The organism is Sanguibacter biliveldensis (assembly GCF_033798665.1).
Lineage (GTDB): Bacteria > Actinomycetota > Actinomycetes > Actinomycetales > Cellulomonadaceae > Sanguibacter > Sanguibacter inulinus.
Genome location: NZ_CP138359.1, coordinates 355,363 through 377,207 on the forward strand (window position 1 = coordinate 355,363; position 21,845 = coordinate 377,207).

The window sequence follows — 21,845 nt, forward strand, 5'->3', positions numbered from 1 at the left end:
ACCCACTTACAACGTTGTAAGACAACGTTGTAAGTGAGATCTTGCGGCGCGCGGCACGGGCTTGTCAACCCTGTCTCGGGTGAGACGTGTGCTCGTGCAGGTCGCCGGGGGCGACGCTGCCGGTCGGTGACCGTCGACTCCCGGACGTCACCGCGGGTCAGCCGCTTGTCGACCCGTGGACGACGCTGTGGGTCACGCGCCTGTTGACCGGGCGGCACCGCTGCCGGTCAGCCGCCTGTCGACTCCCGGACGACCAGCCGGAACTCCGGGGCCGTCACCCGCGGTGCGAGCGCGCCGCTCGCCCCGTCGGCGATCCGCTCGGTCAGCATCGTCACCGCGGCACGGGCGATGTCGTGCCGTCCAGGCTCGACAGTGGTCAGGCTCGGGTAGGTGTACCGCCCGTCGGCCACGTCGTCGAAGCCCATGAGGGCGACGTCGCCCGGCACTGTGACGCCCCGCTCCTGGAGGGACCGCAGGGCCCCGAGGGCGAGGTCGTCGTTCATCGCGAAGACGGCGTCCATCTGCACGCCGGAGCCGAGCACCCGGGCCATGGCCTCGGCGCCGTTGCTGCGGTCCCAGGTCTCGACGGGCACGACGAGGTCGTCGTCGACGGTCAGGCCTGCCGCCTCGAGGGCCTCGCGGTACCCCGCGTACCGCAGCGCTGCGACACCCGTGCGCTCGGTCGCGTGCGCCCCGAGGAGCATGACGCGGCGACGTCCGAGGCCGAGCAGGTGCTCGGTCGCGGCGCGGGCGGCCGCCTCGTGCTGCATCGTCACGTGGTCGACGGGTCCGGGGAACAGCGGCTCGCCGAGGACCACGAGAGGCCTTCCGGCGGGGTCGGGCAGGACGTCGTCGTGGGTGAGGCCGAGCGGGGCGAGCAGCAGGCCGTCGGTCAACGACAGGCGCGGGTTGCGCAGCGCCTCGAGCTCACGCTCGCGCAGGCCTCCGGTCTGCTCGACGAGGACCACGAGGTCTTGCTCGGCGGCGACGCGGATCACCTCGTCGGCCAGCTGGGCGAAGAACGCCTGGCTCAGCTCGGGCACGGCCAGCCCGATGACCCCGCTGCGCCCGAGCCGGAGGTTGCGCGCGGCCAGGTTCGGTCTGTAGCCGACCGAGTCGACCGCTGCGAGGACCTTCGCCCGGGTCGACTCCCGCACCTGCGGGTGGTCGTTGAGCACGTTGGAGACGGTCTTGAAGGACACGCCAGCGACCCGCGCGACGTCGCGCAGCGTCGGGGCTGCCCTCCCCTCTGGTCCTGTGGCCATCCCCGGAGGTTACAACGTTGCAACCCGCGGTGGCGACCTCCGGTCCGGAGGGGAGGTGCCGCGCCCGGCTCGTCAGGCGAGCCGGGTCGCGGTCAGTGCCTGAACCGCGCCACCTGCGAGCTGAGCTCCTGAGCGAGTGCCGCAAGGCCTTCGATGCTCTCCCGCGCCTGGGCGATCCCGCGGGCGACCTCGCCTGTCGACTGGGCGACGCCGGAGATGTGCCCGGCGATCTGCTCCGACCCGCTCGCGGCCTCGGTGATGTTGCGGCCTGACTCGTTGGTGGTCGCGGTCTGCTCCTCGACGGCCGACGCGATGGACATCTGGTAGTCGTTGATCGATGCGACGATCTGCCCGATCTCGCGGATGGCGTCGGCTGCGCCCTGCGAGTCGGTGCGGATCGCGTCGACGCGCCGGGAGATCTCGTCCGTGGCCCGGGCGGTCTCCTGCGCGAGCTCCTTGACCTCCCCGGCGACCACGGCGAAGCCCTTGCCGGCCTCCCCGGCGCGGGCTGCCTCGATGGTCGCGTTGAGCGCCAGGAGGTTCGTCTGGTCGGCGATCGCGGTGATGAGCCGGACCACGTTGCTGATCTCGGTGCTCGAGTCCGCGAGGCTCACCACGGCCGTGTCGGTCTTCTGCGCGGCGCCCACGGCCGTCGCGGCGACCTCGGCGGCCTGGTTGGCGTTGCGGGAGATCTCGCGGATCGAGGTCTCCATCTCGTAGGAGCCGGCGGCGACGGTCGAGACGTTCTCCGAGACTCCAGCGGCGGCGCGGGTGACCTCGTCGGCCTGCTGCGACGCCCTGTCGGAGGCTGTCGCGACAGCCGCGGACACGGTCTCGAGCTCCTGGCTGGCGCTGGTCAGGGCCGTCGTGGTCGCGGAGATGTCCCGCACGAGGGCCGCGACGTTGCCGGCGGCCTCGTTGAGCGCCTCACCCATCTGACCGGTCTCGTCGGCCGAGTCGACGTCGACGCGGACGGTGAGGTCGCCGTCGGCGAGGCCCCGCAGGGCGTCGCGCACGGCGTGCAGGCGTCGGACGATCCCGCGGGCCACGACCCAGGCGAGGGCCGCACCGATGATGATCGCGAGGGTCACCGCTGCGAGGGTGACCCAGCGGTTGGTGGACTCGCGGTCGGCGACCTGGGCGCGGAGGTCGTCGACCTGCGTCTGGACGGCTGTGCGGAGCTCGTCGAGCGCGCCGGAGACCACGAAGTACGCGTCCCAGCGCTCGCCGACCCAGATCGCGTCACCGGCGTCGAGGTCGCCCGCGCGCCACGCGTCGAAGATCTTCTGGTCGGCGTCGACGTAGGTGGACCAGCCGTCGTTGATCGCCGCGACCGCGGCACTCCCGTCGGAGGTGAGCCTCGACGGGTCGAGGGTGAGCACAGACTCCTCGAAGTCGGTGATGCCCTGCTGGTAGCCGGTCATGTTGTCACCGTCCTCCGCGGCGCTCACGTCGCCGCCGTCGACGCGCGACGACCACGCCATGATCGCCAGATAGTCGGCCGCCCACAGCATGCCGTAGCGCCCGGCCTCGACCTCGGCCTGGATCTCGACAGCGGCGTCGGCCTCGGCCCGCAGGGACGAGATCTTCGCTGCGCCCTGGAGGGCGGTCGCCGCGACGACGACCAGCCCCAGGACGAGGACCAGCACGATCGCGGAGACGCGGGTCATCACGCTCCGGTCGTTGAACCACCGACGTGCACCGTGCGACGTGCTCATGACGACCTCCAGGGGGTGGATCAAGACTGGATGTCACATCGGCAGCCTGGAGGCACTCGTGAGGTGAAGGTGCAGGTGAAGGTGTCTTCAGGACACCCCGGGCGCACCGAGTGCTTCCTCGAGCGCGGTCGTCGCCTCGACGAGCCCGGGTCGCCCCTCCTCGATGTTCTCGACGTACCTGGTGAGCAGGTCTGCCTGGCGCCGCAGAGCGTCGACGTCGCTGTCGGAGGGGTTCTTGAAGGGCTCGGCGTAGAGGATCTCGTAGGTCGACATCGAGTCGACCTGGACGGAGAGGCCGTCGCTCAGGCGACCCACCTCGGCGATGCCGACCGAGCTGGCCAGGACGCTCCTGGCGGTGTCGAGGTCCTCTGAGAGCTGGTCGTGAGCGGTGGTCAGCTCGGCGGCCCGCAGGTCGCGCAGCTCGCGCGCCTCGGCAACCGCCGTCGACTGCTGGTGGCTGACGATCAACCACCCCGCTGCGGCGATGATCGCGACTGCGACGATCATGAGCCCCACCCGTCGTCGTGCGGGCGGCAATCGTGCCCGGCGGTCGCGCTCGACGACCACAGAGGCGCGCAGCACGGACCCTCCCTTGGGATAAAAAAACCCCGCCAATCCGGAGACGGCGGGGAACAACGAGATCAAGACTGCCCCGCCTGTCCCATTTTGTCAACTTAGGTGCCGCTCGACCGGGCTCGCGCGTCGCGCTGTCAGTGACAGCACGACGCACGAGCCCGGTCGGTCAGGTCAGCGCCACCCCAACCCCGGTGCCACGTGCTCGAGCAGCCCCTCGAGCACGTGCGCGCAGTAGTCCACGCCGAGCTGGTTGGGGATGGTCAGCAGGAGCGTGTCCGCCGCGGTGATCGCGTCGTCAGCAGCCAGCTGCTCGACGAGCATGTCGGGCTCGGCTGCGTAGGACTTGCCGAAGGTGGCGAGCGTGCCGCCGAGCGACCCGACCTGGTCCTTGGAGCCGGCGTCGCGCCCGAAGTAGGCACGGTCGCGGTCGTCCATGAGCGGGAAGATGCTCCGGCTGACCGACACCCGCGGCTCACCCGGGTGCCCGACCTCGGCCCAGCGGGCCCGGAACCGGGCGATCTGCTCGGCCTGGAGCTCGTGGAAGGGCTTGCCCGTGTGCTCGGAGAGCAGCGTCGAGCTCATGAGGTGCATGCCCTGCTCGGCGGTCCACTCGGCCGTCGCCATCGACCCGGCACCCCACCAGATGCGGTCCCGCAGACCGGGGGACTGCGGCTCGATACGCAGCAGCCCGGGCTCGTTCGGGAACATGGGGTTGGGGCTCGGCTCGGCGAAGCCCTCGCCACCGATCGCGTGGAGGAAGGCCGCCGTGTGCTCGCGAGCCATGTCGGCGCCGTCGCGGTCGTGCGGGGCAGGCTCGTGGCCGAAGTACCTGTAGCCCTCGCGGACCTGCTCGGGTGATCCCCGGCTGATGCCGAGCTGCAGCCTGCCGCCCGAGATGAGGTCGGCCGCACCGGCGTCCTCCGCCATGTACAGCGGGTTCTCGTACCGCATGTCGATCACGCCCGTGCCGATCTCGATCCGGCTGGTGCGGGCGCCGACGGCGGCGAGCAGCGGGAACGGCGAGCCGAGCTGCCGCGCGAAGTGGTGCACGCGGAAGTACGCGCCGTCAGCGCCGAGCTCTTCCGCAGCGACGGCAAGGTCGATCGACTGGAGCAGCACGTCGGAGGCCGAGCGGGTCTGGGAGTGCGGCGAGTCGGTCCAGTGGCCGAAGGACAAGAATCCGATGCGCTTCATGGCTTCAGGTTACGGTCCTCGTCGCTCGGTGCGAAGGCGCCGCCGACCGCGAACCTGTGCGGTCCCGGCGAGCGCCCGGCGCCCGCTACCCGTGGTCCGCGGGGTGCGGCGCCCACCGCCGCGCCCCGAGGGCGAAGGCGAGACCGACGAGCACGAACAGCCCGGCGAGCATCGCCCAGCCGGCCGGCCCGTGGCTGATGACCGTCGTGGTGACGAGCAGCGGCGCGATCATCGTGGCGACCGCGTAGCCCATGGTGCTCAGGCCCTGGTAGGCGCCTGCGGTGCGCTCGTCGGCGAGGTCGAAGGACAGCGTCCACGAGCCGGCCTCACCCCACAGCTCTGCCGCGGCGTGGACGAGGGCCGCCACGACGAGCACCGTGACCGCGAGGGCGACGTTGCCGACCGCTGCCGCCGCGTAGAGACCGCAGGCGACTGCGAGCACCACGCAGGCCCGCGTCATGGTGCGCGCGGCCGACGGGACCGTGGTCGCACCCCGGGCGAACCGCACCTGGAAGAGCGCGACCAGCACGGTGTTGAGCACGAGCAGCACGGAGATCATCACGGAGGGCACCTCGGTGTGGCTGGCGATCCACAGCGGCAGGCCGACGGTCTGCAGGCCGAAGTGCACGGCGAACACACTCGTCAGGCCGACGACGACGAGGTACTGCGGGTCGCGGAACGGCGACCGGCCGGGGCCGACTGCCGGGGTGGCCTCGTCCGGCCTGGGGCCTGACGCCGCCGGCCCGCCCGCCCCGTCCGTCGCGCCCTGCGATGCCATCTCCGGCCCCGCCGTCTCCTCTCCCGCTGACGCCGCCGGCTCGGCGAGGCGCCGCGCGGCCTCGGTGCTGCGCGCGAGCCTGACGAGCGGCAGCGCCCCCGTCGTGGTCACGCACCCGACCGCGAAGACCGCGATCCTGTAGGCGGCCGGGGTGTCGACGAGCAGCGCCGCGGCGGCGACGCAGGTGCCGAGCCCGATCCCGACGTTGACCACCACGTGCAGCCGGGCTCGCATCTCGACCCTGGACGGGCCTGTGAACGAGCGCGCGACGAGCGCCGACCGGGCTGACGCACCGGCCTGGCGTGCCCCCGTCGCGAGGCAGGCGACGGCCACGAAGGCGGGGACACCGTCGACGACCGAGAAGGAGGCGAGCGAGAGGCCCTGGGCCACGACGCAGAGGGTGAGCAGGCGCAGCGCCCCGACCCGGTCCGCGAGGTACCCGGCGCCGAGCGACGTGAGCACACCGACCGCCCCGGACACCGTGAGCCCGATGCCGACGGTCACGGCGGGGATGCCCATGGCCCGCGTGAACAGCAGCGCGGACACGGCGTAGAACATCCCGTTGGCGACGGTCAGCGACAAGGATGCCGCTGTGAGGGCCCGGGCGACGGGGTCTGCTGGGCGGAAGGTGCTGGAGACCTCAGAGACGAGACGGCGGGTCCGCGCGCGCTCGACCCGCGGGGCATCGGTGGTGGGCATGGGAGACATCTCATCGTGGTCGACGACGTCCGCGTAATGATGAAGACTGTGGCTTCATGCTCCAGTACAGGCTGTCCGACTCCGCCCTCTCCGAGATCCGCTTCGGGCTCTCCCCGCTCAACGAGGCCGGTCTGTCTCTGCGTGCCGTGCGCGACCCGGCGCTCTACCCCGCGCACCTGCGCTGGGTCCAGCGTGTGGTCGACGACCTCCCCAGCCCGGAGCTCGAGGTGCTCAGGGCTCTCGTGGACGACAGGAGCTGGGTGCCCGATTTCCTCAACCCCGTCCCCACCACGCCGCTGACCCGCTTCGACGACGAGCTCGCGGCGCTCGCCCAGATCGACCTCGGTCGCCTCGACCACGACCTCGACGCCGTGCACGACGTGCGCCCGGCGGTGCTCACAGGCCCAGCTGCGGACGTGCGGCAACGCGTGGTCGACGCCGTCGGGCTCTACTGGGGCGTGTCGTTCAGGTCGACGTGGACCCGCATGCGGACCCTCCTCGAGGCCGACGTCGTGTTCCGTGGCCGCGAGATCGGACGGTCCGGCCTGGCCGGGATGTTCGCCGGGCTCGCCCCTGCCGTGAGCTTCGACGGGCGCACGGTGTCGATCGCGCTGCGCGACCCGCGGACCCGCACTGTCGACGTCGCCGGGGCGGGGCTCACGCTCATCCCCAGCCTCTTCACCCAGCGCGCGTCGTCACCCGTGACCGACGACGACCGCCCGTCGGTCATCTACCCCGTCCGCGGCGCAGCCACGCTCTGGGACCCGGCCCCCGTGCGCGGCAGCGGAGCGCTCGCGGACCTGCTCGGCGCGACCCGCGCGGGTCTGCTCGACGCCCTGCACGAGCCGGCGTCGTCCTCAGAGCTCGCCACCCGCTACGGCGTGAGCCCGAGCGCCGTGAACCAGCACCTGCGGGTGATGCACGACACCGGTCTGCTGACCCGGGCCCGTCACGGCCGGTCGGTCCTGTACCGCACGAGCGAGCTCGGCGAGCAGCTCGCGGGCAGGTCGGACCTGTCGGCTGGGCCGTGGTCGTGACCTAGTCCTCGATCGCCGTACCGTCTGCGGCGAACCGGAACGACGTGCTGCCGTAGTCGTCGCCGATGCTGAAGGTGATGACCGGTGGGCCGACAGCCTCGGCGAAGGTCTCGCTGTCGATGTCACCGTCGGCGGAGCGGCGGACCGAGAAGCTCGCGTCGCCGACGGGCAGGCCGACCTCCGCGGCGGAGGTCTCCATGAGGCCCCACACCTGGTCGAGGGCGACGTCGGACCAGGCGTACTGCTCCTCCGCGAGACCGGGCTGGATGGTCGCGGCGCCCTCGTTGCTGACCCGTCCGCCGCGGTACGTCCAGCGATCTGTGGCAGTCTCGCCGGCGCGCAGCGGTGCGTCGACGGTCACGAAGTCCTTGGTCACGACGATCGACGTCACCTGGTCGTGGCCGATCTCCTCGACGAGGGCCTCCCGGGCCTGGGCGACGAGGTCGGGGTGGCGCATATCGGGCCGCAGGTGCCCGTCCTGGATCGCGTCGACGGTCTGCGCGACGGCGACGCGGTACGGGGCCACGACGGCGGCCGCGGCGGCGACGGCGACGAGGGCGAAGAGGACCAGGCGCACCGGACGGCCCTTCGGCCCGACGCCGAGGATCGGCCCCTTGCGACGGCCGTCGACGACGCGGGTGTGCGGCTCGACCTTGAGGACCGGGACGGACCTGCGCGAGGGGACGGTGAGCCGTTCGCGGTCCCGCGGCGAGAGCTCACCGTCGACGAAGGCGACCTCTGGACCGCCGTCGAGGAGGATCGCGACCTCGAGCTCTGCGCCGGGCTGGAACCTCGGGACGGCGGTGAGCGGCACGACGGTCCGCACTGTCGTCGCGAAGGCAGAGCCGGTGAGCGGTTGCACGGTGACGTCGATGTCGCAGAGCGGCTGGTCGTTGATCTGCGTCCCGGTCTGGCGCAGCGCGTCGACGCGGGCGAGGCCGAGACGTCGTACGTCGCGCGCCTGCTGCACGGCCTTCGGCGAGGCCGCGACGCTGCCGCCGAGCGACCCGGCGACCCGGGTCATGACCGTCGCGAAGACCAGCACCGTGAAGGAGACCCCGGCGATCGCGATCCCCGCCCCGGGCGGGCCGACGATCGCGACGACCACCCCTCCGAGGAGAGCACCGAGGGCAGCGAAGGCGATCAGTCTGAGCACGTCACGAGCCTACGGGTCGAGGCCGGGCACCACCCTGGGGAGTTGTCCCCAGGGTGATGCCCGGCCTCGTCGTGGTGGTGCTGCGTGCTGGTGGGAGCCGGGCTTGCCGGAGCCCGGAGCCCGGAGCCCGGTCGATGGGAGTCAGGACCCGGAGTCCGTAGCCCGGAGCCGGGCGTCGGGGCCCTCCGTCAGGCCTGGGCGCGTAGCGGTGCGAGCGCCTCGCTCCAGGCGGTCACCTGGTCGAGGAGCGTGCCGAGGGCGTCGACCGACGCGTCGGAGGGCGTGAACTCCGAGTAGTCCTTGAACTCCGACGCGAGCGGCAGGGTGACCTGCTGGCGGACGTCGGCCATCTTCAGCTCTCCGGCGATGAGCCGCAGGTGCTCGACGGCGCGGGCACCGCCCACCGAGCCGTAGGACACGAAGCCCACGGCCTTGTCGTGCCACTCGTGGAACAGGTAGTCGATCGCGTTCTTGAGCACCCCGGAGGTGGAGTGGTTGTACTCGGGGGTGACGATCACGTACCCGTCGAATGACGCGATCTTCGCGGCCCACTGCTTGGTGTGCTCCTGGGTGTGCTCGCCCATGGACGGCGGGACGGGCTCGTCGAGGTGGGGGAGCGGGAAGTCGCGGAGGTCGACGAGCTCGTAGTCGACGCCCTCGCGCTGCGAGGCGATGTCGAGGACCCACCGGGCTACCTGCTCGCCGTTGCGGTTGGGTCGGGTGCTGCCCAGGATGATGCCGATGCGGGTCATGGTGCTCGCCTCTCGAGGTCACGTGCGGTGCGTTCCTCGTCGAGTCTGAGCGAAACCCGCCCGCGCCGCGACCGCTGGTGCCGCGGGCTCAGGCGCGGCTGTGCAGGGTGATCTGGTAGCCGTCGGGGTCGGCGAAGGTGAAGGTGCGGCCGAAGGGCCCGTCGACGGGGGCCGACGTGATGATGATGCCGTCGGCGACCATGCGGTCGTGGATGCCCTGCGCGTCGGCGGCGTGCAGCCAGATCCCCACACCGACGCCGGGCTGGGCGACGGCGTCGAGGTCGACCCCCGGCAGGGGTGAGCGCACGGCGAAGGACGCGGGCTTCGTGTCGAAGACGACGGCGTGGGGCGGTCCGGGCTGGCGGGTGAGACCGAGATAGGACTCGTAGAACGCCGCGGAGGCGTCGTAGTCACGGACCTGGAGCGAGATGAATCCTGGGCCTGATGCTGCTGCGGTCATGGTGCGCCTCCGTCGGACGAGCTGGCGAGTGGGTGTCAGTTATCTGACACCAGCGAACCTATGTCAGACTACTGACATGAGTCAAGACGGGCCCGGTATCCACCTCGAGACCTCTGTCGGCTATCTGCTCAAAGAGGCGTCGAGTGCCCTCCGTAGCGCGATGGAGGCTGTGCTCCGACCTCTGGGCATGACGATCACCCACTACTCCTGCCTCGAGCTCCTCGCGCAGCGGCCGGGGTTGTCCAGCTCCGACCTGGCCCGCGGGACCTTCGTGACGCGTCAGTCGATGAACGTGCTGCTGCAGGCGCTCGAGCGCGACGGCCTCGTCACCCGAGCCGAGCAGGCCACGACGGGTCGCGTGCTGCCGACCGAGCTGACCGACGCCGGTCGACGCCAGCTCGCGACGGCCAGCGCCGCCGTGCGCGGGGTCGAAGACCGCATGAAGTCCGGGATGGACGAGACCGAGCAGGCGGTCTTCGCCGACCTGCTGGCGCGCAGCATCACGTCGCTGCGGGACGCACGCCCGTAGCCTCGAGAGCGTGCGGTGACTGCTGGTGTGCCTCAGGTGAGTCGCTCGGTGATCCGCACAGTCACCTCGTCGCCCACGTCCTTACCCAGCTTCTTGCGCACCTTCGCGTTGAGCGAGAGCATGTGCCCGCCCGTGCCGGTCGGCAGCAGGCCGCCGCTCCAGGGCTGACCGTCGACCGTCGCGACGACCTTGACGGACTTCCCGGTGCCGAAGGCCTCGGCGGACCCAGGGATCTCGACGCAGGGCCAGACGTCACCCTTGACGTCGACGCCGATGGTGCCGGTCATCTGCCAGTCGGTCGGGCCGATCTCGATGCTCATGCGTCTCCTCGGGGGCTCAGGTAGCTCCGGGGCGAGGTGCAGGTCTCGCGCCGGACCTTCGTCTCGGGCAGCCTAGCGAGGCCCGCGGCGCGACGCCTCACTTCTCGTGACGGTGCCCCGGCAGGTGGGCGCGCTCGCCGTCGTGGTCGAAGATCGTGAGGATCTCGACGGGGCCCTCGTGGGCCTGGATGACGTGCGGGGTCATGGTCGAGAACTCTGCGGCCTGCCCCTCGCGCACCAAGATCGTGCGCTCGCCGAGGGTCAGGCGGACGACCCCGCTGAGGACCGTGAACCACTCGTAGCCCGGGTGCACCTGGCCCTCGCGCCACTCGCGCTCGGGGGTGATGCGCAACTTCGCGATGGTCACGCCGCGGCGGTCGCGCTCGCGGGACAGCAACCACACGGTCGACCCCGTCATCGACTCGGGCTCGGGACGGATGACGACGTCTTCGTCGCCCTCGGGCTCGACCAGCTGGTCGAGGGTGGTCCCGAGCGCCTGTGCGATCGGGACGAGCTGGTCGAGGGCGATGCGTCGGTGACCGGTCTCGATGCGGCTCAGTGTCGACGCGGAGAGGAAGCAGCGCGAGGCGAGCGCGTCGAGGGTCCACCCCCTCGCCAGGCGGAGACCGCGGATGCGCTGGCGGACGATGTCGTCGAGCAGTTCTTGCGTCATACGCAAGAGCCTATGTCTCTCGCGCATCTCTCGTCTAGCGTGGAGGGCATGACGCACACCGATCACACCTCGCACGGCTCGGGCCCCGCCGGACTCACCGGCGGCAGCGCGGAAGACCACGGCAGTGCTGGCAGCGCGCACGACGCCAGCGCTCACGTGGCCCACGGCGCCCATGCCCACGCTGCTCATATCCACGCCGACCGCCCCGGCCACGGCCCCGCACCTGAAGGCGACTCGGACATGGCTGAGCTCCTCGACCTCGACGCGGCCCTCGGAGCCACGGTCCTCGCCGACGCTCTCGACGCCGCGGCGGCCGTCCTCGGTACCGAGCCTCGCAGCATCGTCGACCTCGGTGCAGGGACCGGCACAGGCACCCTCGCGCTCGCGGGCCGCTTCCCGCAGGCCCACGTCCACAGCCTCGACGCGACGGCCTCGATGCTCGACCACCTCACGGCGAGCGCCGCGACAGCCGGAGTCGGCGACCGTGTGACCACCCACCTCACCGACCTCGACGGGGACTGGCCTGCCGTGCTGCCCGAGCAGGTCGACCTCGCGTGGGCCGCGCTCTCGCTGCACCACGTGAGAGAACCCGCGCGCGTGCTGCGCCAGGCCTATGGCGCACTGCGTCCTGGAGGAGTGCTGATCGTGACGGAGATGAGTGGCGCCCGCTTCGAGCCGAGCGACCTCGGCTCGGCACGCGACGGTCTCGGTGACCGCGTGACGGCCGCGCTCGCCGCGCACGGCTACCCCGTGACCGCCGAGTGGACCACCGCGCTCGGCGAGGCGTGCTTCGCCCCCGTCGAGCGCCACGAGATGTCCTTCGAGGCGTCCGCAACCACGGCAGAGGGCGCGCGGTACCTCGCGATCCAGCTGTCGAGGAACCGCGACAGGATCGCCGACGACCTCTCCGCAGACGATCTCGCTGCGCTCGACGCCGTGATCCTCGCGCTGGGCGCCGGGACCTCGGAGGTGCGGACAGTCTCGGGCCGCGTCGTCTGGGTCGCCGTGCGACCGCTCGACGAGGTCCGTCCGCCCGGCGAGGGGGAGCAGACCGGGCGTGCCGCCGCTGATGCCGGCGCCCCGAACGTCTCCGTGGACCACCCCGTGACAGACCGCGAAGGAGCAGACCGATGACCGCCGACCTGACTGCCGCATCGTCGACAGCCGACCCGAGCACCACCCTGACCGCAGATGTCGTCGTGGTCGGGGGTGGCGCCGCAGGTCTGGCTGCCGCGATCTCGCTCGGCCGCTCACGCCGCAGCGTCGTCCTCGTCGACGCGGGCGAGCCGCGCAACGCCCCGGCCGAGGGTGCGCACAACGTGCTCGGCCAGGAGGGCATCTCGCCCCTCGAGCTGCTGGCTCGCGGCCGTGCTGAGGCCGAGGCCTACGGTGTCCGCCTCGTCAGCGGTCGTGTGACGGGCGCGTCGGGCGTGGTCGACAGCTTCACGCTCGAGATCGACGGCGCGCCGGTCGCCAGCACCACCCAGCAGGTGACCGCGCGCCGCGTGATCCTCGCGACCGGCCTCGTCGACGAGCTGCCCGACGTCCCCGGTGTCGCGCAGGCCTGGGGGCACACCGTGCTCCACTGCCCGTACTGCCACGGCTGGGAGGTCCGGGACCAGCGCATCGCCGTGCTCGCCACCTCCGAGAACGCCCTGCACCAGGTGATGCTGTTCCGTCAGCTGAGCGACGACGTCACGCTGTTCCTGCACGACGCCCCCGAGCCGACCGAGGAGCAGTGGGATCAGCTCGCGGCCCTCGGGGTACGGGTCGTGACGCCGCGGGTCGAGCGGCTGGTGGTGGACGGGACGCAGGTGCGCGCCGTCGAGGTCGAGGGAGGTCGGTCCTTCGCGGTCGACGCCGTGGCGGTCGGACCGAGGTTCGTCGCCCGGACCGAGCTCTACGAGGCTCTCGGCGGGGAGAAGACCCTCTCGCCCTTCGGCGAGCAGATCGTCGCCGACCCCCGCGGGGCGACGGCCGTCCCCGGTGTCTGGGTCGCAGGCAACTCGGGTGACCTCATGGCGATGGTCGCGGCCGCCGCAGCCTCGGGAGTCATGGCAGGGGCAGCCGTCAACGGCGACCTCGCCGTAGCCGACCTCGCCCGCGCTGTCGCCGAGCGCCGCGCCCCGTTCTCCGCAGCGATGGAGTCCGAGGTCGCCCTGGCCGTCGCCGGAGACCGCCGCCACGGCCTCTGACCCAGGTCGGTCAGCTGATCCCGGGGTCGCGGGACAAGAAGTCGATGTTCTCGGCGGCCCAGGGGAAGACCCAGACGAACAGCGCGGCGACGACAGCCGCGATCAGCACGAGCGCGAGCAGGATCCGCACGGGCAGCGGTCCGGGCAGGTGCCGGAAGATCCACGGGTACATCAGACGACTCCTGGGTTCTCGAGGACCTGCTCGGGCATGCCGTCGGCGCGAGGCATCCAGCCGACGAACTTCGCGTAGGTGATCCAGCGGTGGTCGTTCCCGTACTCGCCGAGCGAGAGTGAGTGGCAGGTGGTCAGCGTGAGCATCCGCTCGGTCGGCGCGACGCCCGGCTGGTTCGGCACAGGCGCGGTGACCTCGATGGCGCTCGGCAGCACGATCTCGTGGGACGTCACCTCGTAGACGTACCAGGCCTCGGCGGTCTCGACGATCACCTGGTCACCCTCGACCAGCTCGTTGACGTACCTGAAGGAGTTGCCGTAGGTCCGGCGGTGCCCGGCGAGCGCGAAGTTGCCCACCTCGCCGACCTGCTGCGTGTGCTCGTAGTGACCAGCCGTCGCACGGTCGAGGAGCTCGAGCGAGGTCCCCTCGACGATCGGCATGGTGTTGTTCGTCTTGCCGTACCAGCTGGGGACGATCAGCACCCCCGTCGTCTCCCCGTAGGCGGCCTTGGCGGGCACCGGAGGGTCGTCGGTCCGCAGCTCGGCCTTCACCTGTGGAGCGGGCGGCAGCGTGTCCTGGAACTCTTCGACCAGCTGGGCGGCCTCGTTGTTCGCCTCGACGCTCGTCCACCACAGCTGCCACACGACGAAGAGCCCGATGACCAGACCAGCGGTGATGAGGAGCTCGCCGACGCCGCCGAGGATCGCGGAACCGACGCCACCGCGGCTGCGCTCGCCGGGCGCTGTGCGCTCACGGGTCTTCTGGTGTCTCACCTGGGGTGCTCCTCCGCGTGGCAGCCTCGTCCGGCTGCCGAGTATGCCACGGCGACCTGACGACGGTCTGGCGACGCCTCAGTCTCGCGACGGCTCGGCCGGCGGCGTCTCGCGCTCCTCGGAGGGCTCGCCCCGACCCGTGCTCTCGCGGTCCTCGCGCGAGGGGCGGATGGTCGGCACGTCGCCGACGATCGGGATCTGCTTGCGGTGGAAGGGGAACCCGTACCGCGTGACGATCCCGGCGAGCGTCGTGAGGCGGTTGCGCGGCCCGATGAGACCCATGATGTGCACGAACAGCCACGCGAGCCATGCCGTCCCGCGGGTCAGCTGCACCTTGCCGAGGATGTCGGCGATCGCAGCGCGGCGCCCGATCACGGCCATCGTGCCCTTGTCGAAGTACCTCAGGTGCTTCATCGGCCTGCCGTCGATGAGCGCGAGGATGTTCTTGGCGGCCTGCGTCCCGGACTGGATGGCGGGCTGCGCGAGCTGCGGCAGGTCGTCGGGCGTGATCGCGATGTCGCCCACGGCGAAGACCCCGGGCCGTCCGTCGACCTGGAGGTCGCGGCCCACGACCACGCGGTCACCAGCGCCGCGCGGGAGGTCCCAGGCGTCGACCTCCTCGTGCGGGCGCACACCCGTCGACCAGATGGTCAGGTCTGAGTGGAGCTTGGTGCCGTCGGTGAGCACGACCCCGTCGGCGAGGACCTCGGCGACCCCTGCGCCCAGGTGGAGCTTGACGTTGCGACGCTCGAGCTCGGAGACCGTGTACTCCCGCAGACGCTTCGGGAACGACTTGAGCACCTCGGTGCCGCGCTGGACGATCGTCACCTCGAAGGCGTCGCCGCGGATCTCCGGGTAGGCAGGCCGCAGACCTGCGTTGCGCAGCTCGGCGAAGGCCCCGGCGACCTCGACACCCGTCGCGCCACCGCCGACGACGACCACGCGGAGACCGTCGTCCGTGCCCGGGGTGTGCGCGGCCTCTTCGAGGCGGACGAAGAGCGCGTCGCGGATCTTGACGGCCTGGCTGCGCGAGTACATGGGGAAGGCGTTCTCCTTCGCACCGGGGGTGCCGAAGAAGTTGGTCGTCACGCCGTTGGCGAGCACCAGGTAGTCGAAGTCCATGTACTCGTCGTTGAGCAGACGGATGCGCTTGTTCGCGTGGTCGATGCTCGCCAGGTGCTCGTGGACCACCCGGACGTTCTTCTGACCCAGGCGGAGGCCGCGGAGGAAATAGGTGACGTCCCCGGGGTTCAGGCCGCCGGTGGCCACCTGGTAGAGCAGGGGCTGGAAGGTGTTGTAGACGCGACGGTCGAGGAGGGTGACGCGGACGTTCGCGCCGGCGAACGCCCTGACGGCGGCGATGCCAGCGAAGCCACCTCCGACCACGACGACGTGCGGGGCCTGGGTGGTCTGCGGCACGAGCTCTCCTCCGGGGGGTCGAGGCGTCCCGCTGCGGCGGGCGTCGTCTCTTACGCTACGACGCCTCCGGACACCCTGCGAACTCGACATGACAGAGTGTCACCGGCATCACGTGAGAGGTCTGCGCGGGTGAAACGTCGGTACGGACCACGGAAGGCAGCCGTCCAGGCCCTGCACCGCCGTCAGCCTCGTGGGCGAGACGGAGTGCGATCCTCCGAGCCGCTGCCGCCCACGGGAGGTGACGGTCTGTCCGCATCGCGAGCACAGATCGACCAGCAGGCGTGCACGGGGTGGCGTGCACGGCCGGGGGCGCGCACGCTGCACCCGTGACAGACGAGAGCACGCCCTCCGCCGCCGCGCCCACACCGAGACCGACGACGGGAGACACGCCGCTCTCCGCAGCCCCCGCCAACGGTCCCTGGGCGCCCGCCGCTCCCGACGGGCCTGCCGCACCCGACGGGGCCGCCGCCCCCGTCCACGACGGCGCACCCGTCCCCGACCCCGTCGCGGACCTCGTCACCCGGCCGCACCGCCTGGTCGAAGACGTCGTGGCCCTGCTCATCGGCTCTCTGGCGCTGTCCTTCGGGCTCATGCTGCTCAAAGACGTCGGCGGGGTGTCGGGCGGGATCGCGGGGATCGCCTTCCTCGTCAACTACTCGACGGGCTGGCCCTTCGGCCTCGTGTTCTTCCTCATCAACCTGCCGTTCTACGCCCTCGCGATCGTGAGGATGGGCTGGCCCTTCACCATCAAGACCTTCGCCGTCGTCGGGCTCATCTCCGTGCTCACCAGCTTCCACGCCGCGAACATCACGATCGAGCACATCACGCCGTTCTACGCCTGCGCGCTCGGCGGCATGTTCATGGGGCTGGCCTTCCTCGCGCTGTTCCGCCACGGGGCGAGCGCGGGCGGGCTGGGGATCTTCGTGTTCTACCTGCAAGACCGCTTCGGCGTCAGCGCAGGCGTCGTCCAGCTGTGCTTCGACGCCGTGATCGTCCTCTGCGCGCTCTTCGTCGCCGACGTCCCGACAGTCCTGGCCTCGGTCCTCGGCGTCGTGGTCCTCAACGTCATCCTCGCCATGAACCACCGCCCCGGCCGCTACAGGGCCTGACCGACCGGTTCCCGTCCCGCACTCTCGCCGCACCACGTCGCACGCCAGGGAACGAGGTCGCACGCCCTGCCACGAGGTCGTACGCCCTGCCACGAGGTCGTACGCCCTGCCACGAGGTCGTACGCCCTGCCACGAGGTCGTACGAACACGCCAGACGACCTTAAAGGCGGGGCCCTTCTGGCGTGTCCGTGCGACCTCGACGGTCGACGTGCGACCTCGGCGGTTGACGTGCGACTTCGGCGGTCGACGGACGACCTCGGTTCGTGCACCGGGTGATCGGTGACTCCGCGCCGGACGACGACGCCCTGCCCATCGACCTGAGGGGCAGCGCGCCGTCGTCTCGGACGTCCGGGGCCTCAGCTCAGGCTGACGGACTTGCCTGCGAGCTGTCCTACCCACGCCTCGTAGGGAGTGCCCTCCTTGACGAAGATGCTCCCGTCGGTCAGGCGCACACCGATCCGGTTCCGGACGAGCCTGATGTCCGTGGTGTTGCCGGGGGTCTGCCCCAGCCAGCCCGTGCTCAGGCCACCCTCCTTGATCGAGGCGACGCCGTTCCGTCCGACGATCCCGACCCGGTCCGGCGTGAGAGTCAGCACGGCGACGTCGCCTGCCACCTCGGTCCACGACTCCCAGAGGTTGCCCTCCTTGACGAGAGCGGCGTTGGTGCTCGTGATGACGCCGATGCGAGTCCCGCCCAGGGCGATGCTCTTCGCGGCGTTGTACTGCGCGACCCAGTCGGAGAGCAGGCTCCCCTCCTTGATGGAGGCCACGCCGTTCGAGCCGAGGATCGCGACACGATCGCCGTCGAGAGCGATCTGGGTGACCGCCCCAGACATGTTGGTCCAACCCGCGTTGAGAGCACCCTCCTTGACCCAGGCGGTCCCGGCGGTGTCGATCACGCCGACCCGCTGGCCGGACATCGCGAAGGAGGTCGCGCCGCGGAACAGGACAGACCACTGCGCGTTGAGAGCACCCTCCTTGACGTAGAGGACCCCGTCAGCAGTCAGGACACCGGTCCGCCAGCCCTCGACGATCACCTGCTTGCCCGCGATGCCCATGTTCTGCCAGGACTCCCAGAGGTTGCCCTCCTTGACCACAGCCTGCCCGTCCCCGCCCAGCACGGCGATCCGGGGAGGGACGGCGGGCGGGTTCGGGGCGGGAGCGGCCGCGAGCTGCGGGATGATGCCGGCTGCTGTCCACGACGAGGGGGTCGCGGAGCCGTACCTCACGCCGTTGGCGGGGTTCATGGCTTCGATGGTCCGCCCGTCACCGAGCGAGACGGCGATGTGGCCCGGACGGTAGAGGAGCGCACCTCGGGTGGTGGCGCCCTGCGCTGTCGTGATCCTCGAGGTCGCGTTGATGAGTGACGCGGACTGGTGGACGGACGGAATCCCCATCTGGGCGAGCGCCCAGTAGATCAGGCCAGAGCAGTCGAATGAATCTGGTCCTGCCGCGCCCCAGACGTATTTCTTCCCCTTCTGCGACTCGCAGAGTGCGACGAACTGCTCCGCACGGGCGGGCACCGCGGCCACCGCGGCCTGCGTCGATGCTGTCCCGAGCGCGAGCGCGGCAGCGATCACGCCAGCGCCACGGAGCGCGGAACGTCGGCTGACAAGACCGTCAGAAAAGCTGGCCGATGTCGTTTCGTCTTCAATCATTATTCCCCCTGCAGGAAAGTGTGTGGCGGTTGCCGGACGTCACTCTATTCGTCTGAGCAGGAAAGATGGAAAGGTCTACGCGCTGAATTTCTGAAGACCGTCAGGCGTCGACAGTCTCGCGCTCGCGGGCGGCGACGGCTGCGTCGATGCGGCGCTGGGTCGCCGCCTCGCGGCGGCGGTGGCTCCGGCGGGCGAGCAGCACCAGGGCGACCGCGAGGACCACGAGCGCGAGCTGAGCCCACGGCACGGCCCACGCGGACCAGCCCACGGAGACCTGCTGCACCTCGACCTCGACCACGTCGTCACCGACGACCACCGGGATCACCGTGACGTCACCGGACATCCGGCCGAGCGGCCACGTCCCGTCGAGCACGACGGTCGACGTGGCGCTCTGGCCGGGCAGCAGCTCGCGCTGCGGGGTGCCCTCGGCCGAGGCCTCGCCCCAGCCGAAGGGGCCCGATGCCTCCACAGCCGTCCCGGAGCCGAGCCGCACGTTGCCCTCGTTCGTCACCGTGTAGTCGACCTCGACCGCACCGGCGGCGAAGGGGTTCCACGAGGACGTGTACGTCGCCTGCACGTCGGACACCGAGAGCGTGGGCAGGACGTCCCCCGCGACCCGCAGGTGCAGGCGCACGCCGACGCGCGCGTCGAAGCTGACCTGCTGCTCGCCCGCGGCAGGCACGAGCGCTGCGACGATCCCGGCGGGGTGGTCGCCGGGTGTCGCGTCGGCGGGGACCGTGAGCGTGAAGGGGACGTTCACCGTCGCCTCGGGCCCGACCTCGACGCGCAGAGGCGTCGATCCCTCGGCGGCGGGGACCCCGCCCTCGCCGAGCGCGACCCAGGCGCCCGAGTCTGTCGGGGTGGTCCCGGCGGGCAGCAGGTCGAACTGGCCGTCGGCTGTGACCAGCCCGTCGCTCGCGTACAGCTCGAAGGTCGCGGGGTGCGCCGAGAAGTTGGTGACGGCGACGTGGTCGGCGACGGTCTGTCCAGGCCCCGCGTCGATGCGGTGCGAGACGCGCCCGTCCGGGCCGTCGGCCGTCGCGGGCTCGACTGTCCAGGTGGTCGAGCCGGCAGCGTCGTCGGTCGTCGAGGGGAGCGACGTGGCTGCGAGAGCAGAGAGTGCCGACCCGGTGGGTGCCGCGGGGAGCGCCGTCGCGGGGAGAGTCGAGAGCGCCGGTCCGGCGGGTGCCACGCCCGCCGCAGGCAGCGCGACGACTCCGGTGACGACGACTGCCGCGACAGCGGTCGAGACGAGCAGGTGGGTGGCACGAGAGAGCCGAGAGGTCATGGGGCACGTCCGAGGGTGAGGGTCGGGCTGCGTCGTCCGACGCGCCACGGGCGAGGGGGATCGAGGGGTCGGGGCGTCCCGACGACGCGAGGTGCCGGCCGGTCGCGCGGACCGACCGGCACCTCACCAGGGTCAGTCGACCGGGAAGAGTGAGACGCTCAGCGCGCCCGTGTACTCGCCGGCGCGGGTGTCGACGGGGACCTCGAGGCCGATCTCGGCCCCCAGGTCCGTGGTGCCGAGGCGTCCCTCGGTGCTCGCTGTCGCGAGGGTCGCGGGGGCGCCGAGGCCCGTGCCCTCGCCCATGACCGTGCGCACCGGGGAGCCGAGCGTGACGCCGGGCTTCGCGGCGGCGGTGCTCGGGGTCCAGCCGAGGTGCTGGGCGCGGATGGTCCGGCCCTGCGAGCTCAGGTCGGTGGCCTGCCCGGAGACCGTCCAGCCCCCCGTCCCCGCGACGGCGTTCGAGCGGGAGTCGGTCACCGAGACCGTCGGCAGCTGACCGAGGAACCGGAGCCTGTCACCGATGTTCTTGCCACCGTCGAGCGCGACGACGCCGTCCGCGACCGTGAGGGTGAGGTTGCCCTCGGCCTCGCCGATCTCGGGGACCTTCGCCTGGATCTCGATGCCCTCCTGCTCGGGGGCGTCCTCCCGGCCCCAGGACTCGAAGGCCACCCGGGCGACGTCGACGTTGTCGAGGTACGCGCCGCGGACCGGGTCGGAGCCGACCGCGTAGGAGCCGAGGAGGTCAGAGCCTGCGCCCTTGGCGAAGAGCGGCACGAGCTGGTTGGTGTGGTTGCCGGAGAACCACTTCTGGTCGGGCAGCTGGCCCTTCTCACCGGTGATCGGCGTCCATGTCGGGTCGGAGGACGACCCGTCGAGGTAGCCGGTCTCGTGGTCGGCCGTGACGATCACGAGGGTCTCGTCCCAGCTGGACTCGGTCTCGACCCACTCGACGACGGCCTCGACGGAGGCGTTGAAGTCGACGGTCTCCTCGATGTTGCGGGTGGTCTCGTTCGCGTGGCCGGTCCAGTCGATCGCGCCGCCCTCGACCATGAGGAACAGACCGTCCTCGTCCTGCTCGAGGGCGTTGAGCGCGCCCTTGGTCATAGTCTCGAGCGAGGGGACGTCGTTCTGCGCGACGGTGAAGGGCAGCTGGCCCTCGGAGTCGCCCGAGCGGCCCTGCTGGAGCGTGTTGGCGACCTGCGCGAGACCGAACACCTGGGTCGGTCCGCCCTCGGTCGTGGCGAGCGCCTCGAAGTCTGCGCGGTCCTCGACGAAGGTGCGAGAGGTCTGGCCGTCCTGCAGGCGCTGGAAGTCGCCCTCGCTGATGAGCGAGTAGTCGGCGTCGCGGGGCTGGTGGTCGTCGTCGTAGCCTGGGTGCCCGGCGCCCATGATGACGTCGAGGGGGCCGTCGATCATCTCGGTCGAGATGCCCGTCGAGTCGTTGCGGCTCGCGTTGTGCGCGCCCCAGGCGGCCGGGGTCGCGTGGTTGAAGGGGACCGAGGTGACCACACCCGTCGCCTTGTCGAGCTCGGCGGCGCGCTCGGCGACGTTCTTGACGACGTTGCCTGCGGGGTCGACGCCGAGGATCCCGTTGTTCGTCTTGACGCCTGTCGCCAGCGCGGTCCCGGCGGCTGCCGAGTCGGTCGCGCCCTCGGCGATCCACGTGAAGTCGGCCCACGCCTTGGTGGGGTCGTACCCGGCGCGGCCGTTGGCGGAGTAGGTCGACATGGCGACCTGCACGGGGAAGGACTGGAACACCTGGGACGGTGTGCCCGGGACGTGCTCGACGGTCCCGGCGGCGGGGTCGACAGCGACCTGGTGGTTCGTGGTGCCGTGCTGGTACAGGCTCGTGGCGTCGATGTGGTTGTAGCCCATCCCGTCGCCGATCAGGACGATGATGTTCTTCGGTCCGGCGGGGGCGCCGTCGGTGGCGAGCGCGGGCGTCGATGCCCCGAGCGCGAGGGAACCGGCGAGGGCGCCGGTGCCGGCGACCTTCAGCCAGGCGGAGGGAACGCGTGAAGTCATGGACTCTTCCTTGGTGAGGTACTCATCAGGAGCGGACACCGACAACCCT

General features: G+C 71.3%; 21 protein-coding genes. 5 read left to right on the top strand and 16 right to left on the bottom strand.

Going from position 1 to position 21,845, the window contains the following annotated elements; translation table 11 throughout:
- Positions 1 to 227: 227 nt before the first annotated feature.
- From SANBI_RS01555 to SANBI_RS01575, 5 genes are all read right to left on the bottom strand, one after another.
- A complete protein-coding gene (locus SANBI_RS01555) occupies positions 228 to 1,265 on the bottom strand; it encodes a LacI family DNA-binding transcriptional regulator (RefSeq protein ID WP_319158302.1) in 1,038 nt (345 codons plus the stop codon).
- Between the two features lie 92 nt (positions 1,266 to 1,357).
- A complete protein-coding gene (locus tag SANBI_RS01560; RefSeq protein ID WP_319158304.1) occupies positions 1,358 to 2,983 on the bottom strand; it encodes a methyl-accepting chemotaxis protein in 1,626 nt (541 codons plus the stop codon).
- Between the two features lie 87 nt (positions 2,984 to 3,070).
- Positions 3,071 to 3,490 carry a hypothetical protein gene (locus tag SANBI_RS01565; protein WP_319158306.1) on the bottom strand — a complete coding sequence of 140 codons (420 nt, stop codon included), beginning with the start codon at positions 3,488 to 3,490 and terminating at the stop codon, positions 3,071 to 3,073.
- Between the two features lie 240 nt (positions 3,491 to 3,730).
- Positions 3,731 to 4,753, bottom strand: a complete 1,023-nt coding sequence (locus tag SANBI_RS01570) for an LLM class flavin-dependent oxidoreductase (RefSeq protein ID WP_319158308.1) — start codon at positions 4,751 to 4,753, stop codon at positions 3,731 to 3,733.
- 85 nt (positions 4,754 to 4,838) lie between these two features.
- Positions 4,839 to 6,230, bottom strand: coding sequence for an MFS transporter (locus tag SANBI_RS01575; protein ID WP_319158310.1), 1,392 nt, complete (start codon positions 6,228 to 6,230; stop codon positions 4,839 to 4,841).
- A gap of 56 nt (positions 6,231 to 6,286) precedes the next feature.
- Here SANBI_RS01575 and SANBI_RS01580 point away from each other — a divergent pair, with 56 nt between their 5' ends.
- A complete protein-coding gene (locus tag SANBI_RS01580; RefSeq protein ID WP_319158312.1) occupies positions 6,287 to 7,267 on the top strand; it encodes an ArsR/SmtB family transcription factor in 981 nt (326 codons plus the stop codon).
- A 1-nt stretch (position 7,268) separates the two neighbouring features.
- On the opposite strand, the gene SANBI_RS01585 is transcribed toward SANBI_RS01580, so the two are convergent.
- The 3 genes from SANBI_RS01585 to SANBI_RS01595 form a co-directional block, all read right to left on the bottom strand.
- Positions 7,269 to 8,423 (bottom strand): hypothetical protein, encoded by a 1,155-nt coding sequence (locus SANBI_RS01585; RefSeq protein WP_319158314.1) that lies wholly within the window; start codon positions 8,421 to 8,423, stop codon positions 7,269 to 7,271.
- A 188-nt stretch (positions 8,424 to 8,611) separates the two neighbouring features.
- The gene (locus tag SANBI_RS01590) at positions 8,612 to 9,175 is read right to left on the bottom strand and encodes an NADPH-dependent FMN reductase (protein WP_319158315.1); all 564 of its coding nucleotides are present in this window, start codon (positions 9,173 to 9,175) and stop codon (positions 8,612 to 8,614) included.
- Between the two features lie 88 nt (positions 9,176 to 9,263).
- Positions 9,264 to 9,635: a VOC family protein gene (locus tag SANBI_RS01595; RefSeq protein WP_179914046.1), complete on the bottom strand. Its 372-nt coding sequence runs from the start codon at positions 9,633 to 9,635 to the stop codon at positions 9,264 to 9,266.
- Positions 9,636 to 9,711: 76 nt separating this feature from the next.
- On the opposite strand from SANBI_RS01595, the gene SANBI_RS01600 reads away from it, so the two are divergent.
- Positions 9,712 to 10,164: a MarR family winged helix-turn-helix transcriptional regulator gene (locus SANBI_RS01600; protein WP_319158317.1), complete on the top strand. Its 453-nt coding sequence runs from the start codon at positions 9,712 to 9,714 to the stop codon at positions 10,162 to 10,164.
- A gap of 32 nt (positions 10,165 to 10,196) precedes the next feature.
- Here SANBI_RS01600 and SANBI_RS01605 read toward each other — a convergent pair whose 3' ends face one another.
- A complete protein-coding gene (locus SANBI_RS01605; RefSeq protein ID WP_319158319.1) occupies positions 10,197 to 10,484 on the bottom strand; it encodes a DUF1905 domain-containing protein in 288 nt (95 codons plus the stop codon).
- Positions 10,485 to 10,581: 97 nt separating this feature from the next.
- On the bottom strand, positions 10,582 to 11,157 hold the full coding sequence (locus SANBI_RS01610; RefSeq protein ID WP_319158322.1) for a helix-turn-helix domain-containing protein: 576 nt from the start codon (positions 11,155 to 11,157) through the stop codon (positions 10,582 to 10,584).
- Positions 11,158 to 11,205: 48 nt separating this feature from the next.
- Here SANBI_RS01610 and SANBI_RS01615 point away from each other — a divergent pair, with 48 nt between their 5' ends.
- Both SANBI_RS01615 and SANBI_RS01620 read left to right on the top strand, forming a co-directional pair.
- Positions 11,206 to 12,291: a class I SAM-dependent methyltransferase gene (locus SANBI_RS01615; RefSeq protein WP_319158324.1), complete on the top strand. Its 1,086-nt coding sequence runs from the start codon at positions 11,206 to 11,208 to the stop codon at positions 12,289 to 12,291.
- Positions 12,288 to 13,352, top strand: coding sequence for an NAD(P)/FAD-dependent oxidoreductase (locus SANBI_RS01620; protein ID WP_319158326.1), 1,065 nt, complete (start codon positions 12,288 to 12,290; stop codon positions 13,350 to 13,352). The genes SANBI_RS01615 and SANBI_RS01620 overlap by 4 nt, the downstream gene beginning before the upstream one ends.
- A 10-nt stretch (positions 13,353 to 13,362) precedes the next feature.
- Here the strand turns inward: SANBI_RS01620 and SANBI_RS01625 are convergent, their stop codons facing one another.
- From SANBI_RS01625 to SANBI_RS01635, 3 genes are all read right to left on the bottom strand, one after another.
- Entirely contained in the window at positions 13,363 to 13,524 is a 162-nt protein-coding gene (locus SANBI_RS01625; RefSeq protein WP_319158328.1) for a hypothetical protein, read from the bottom strand.
- Positions 13,524 to 14,297 carry a class E sortase gene (locus SANBI_RS01630; RefSeq protein ID WP_319158330.1) on the bottom strand — a complete coding sequence of 258 codons (774 nt, stop codon included), beginning with the start codon at positions 14,295 to 14,297 and terminating at the stop codon, positions 13,524 to 13,526. The genes SANBI_RS01625 and SANBI_RS01630 overlap by 1 nt, the downstream gene beginning before the upstream one ends.
- 78 nt (positions 14,298 to 14,375) lie before the next feature.
- Positions 14,376 to 15,716, bottom strand: coding sequence for an NAD(P)/FAD-dependent oxidoreductase (locus SANBI_RS01635; RefSeq protein WP_319158332.1), 1,341 nt, complete (start codon positions 15,714 to 15,716; stop codon positions 14,376 to 14,378).
- 326 nt (positions 15,717 to 16,042) lie between these two features.
- Here SANBI_RS01635 and SANBI_RS01640 point away from each other — a divergent pair, with 326 nt between their 5' ends.
- Positions 16,043 to 16,825 (top strand): YitT family protein, encoded by a 783-nt coding sequence (locus tag SANBI_RS01640; protein WP_319158333.1) that lies wholly within the window; start codon positions 16,043 to 16,045, stop codon positions 16,823 to 16,825.
- Positions 16,826 to 17,181: 356 nt separating this feature from the next.
- On the opposite strand, the gene SANBI_RS01645 is transcribed toward SANBI_RS01640, so the two are convergent.
- From SANBI_RS01645 to SANBI_RS01655, 3 genes are all read right to left on the bottom strand, one after another.
- Complete coding sequence (locus tag SANBI_RS01645; protein ID WP_319158335.1) at positions 17,182 to 18,405, bottom strand: C40 family peptidase; 1,224 nt, start codon at positions 18,403 to 18,405, stop codon at positions 17,182 to 17,184.
- 178 nt (positions 18,406 to 18,583) lie between these two features.
- Positions 18,584 to 19,771, bottom strand: a complete 1,188-nt coding sequence (locus SANBI_RS01650; protein WP_319158337.1) for a hypothetical protein — start codon at positions 19,769 to 19,771, stop codon at positions 18,584 to 18,586.
- 132 nt (positions 19,772 to 19,903) lie between these two features.
- Entirely contained in the window at positions 19,904 to 21,796 is a 1,893-nt protein-coding gene (locus SANBI_RS01655; protein ID WP_319158339.1) for an alkaline phosphatase, read from the bottom strand.
- Positions 21,797 to 21,845: the final 49 nt, after the last annotated feature.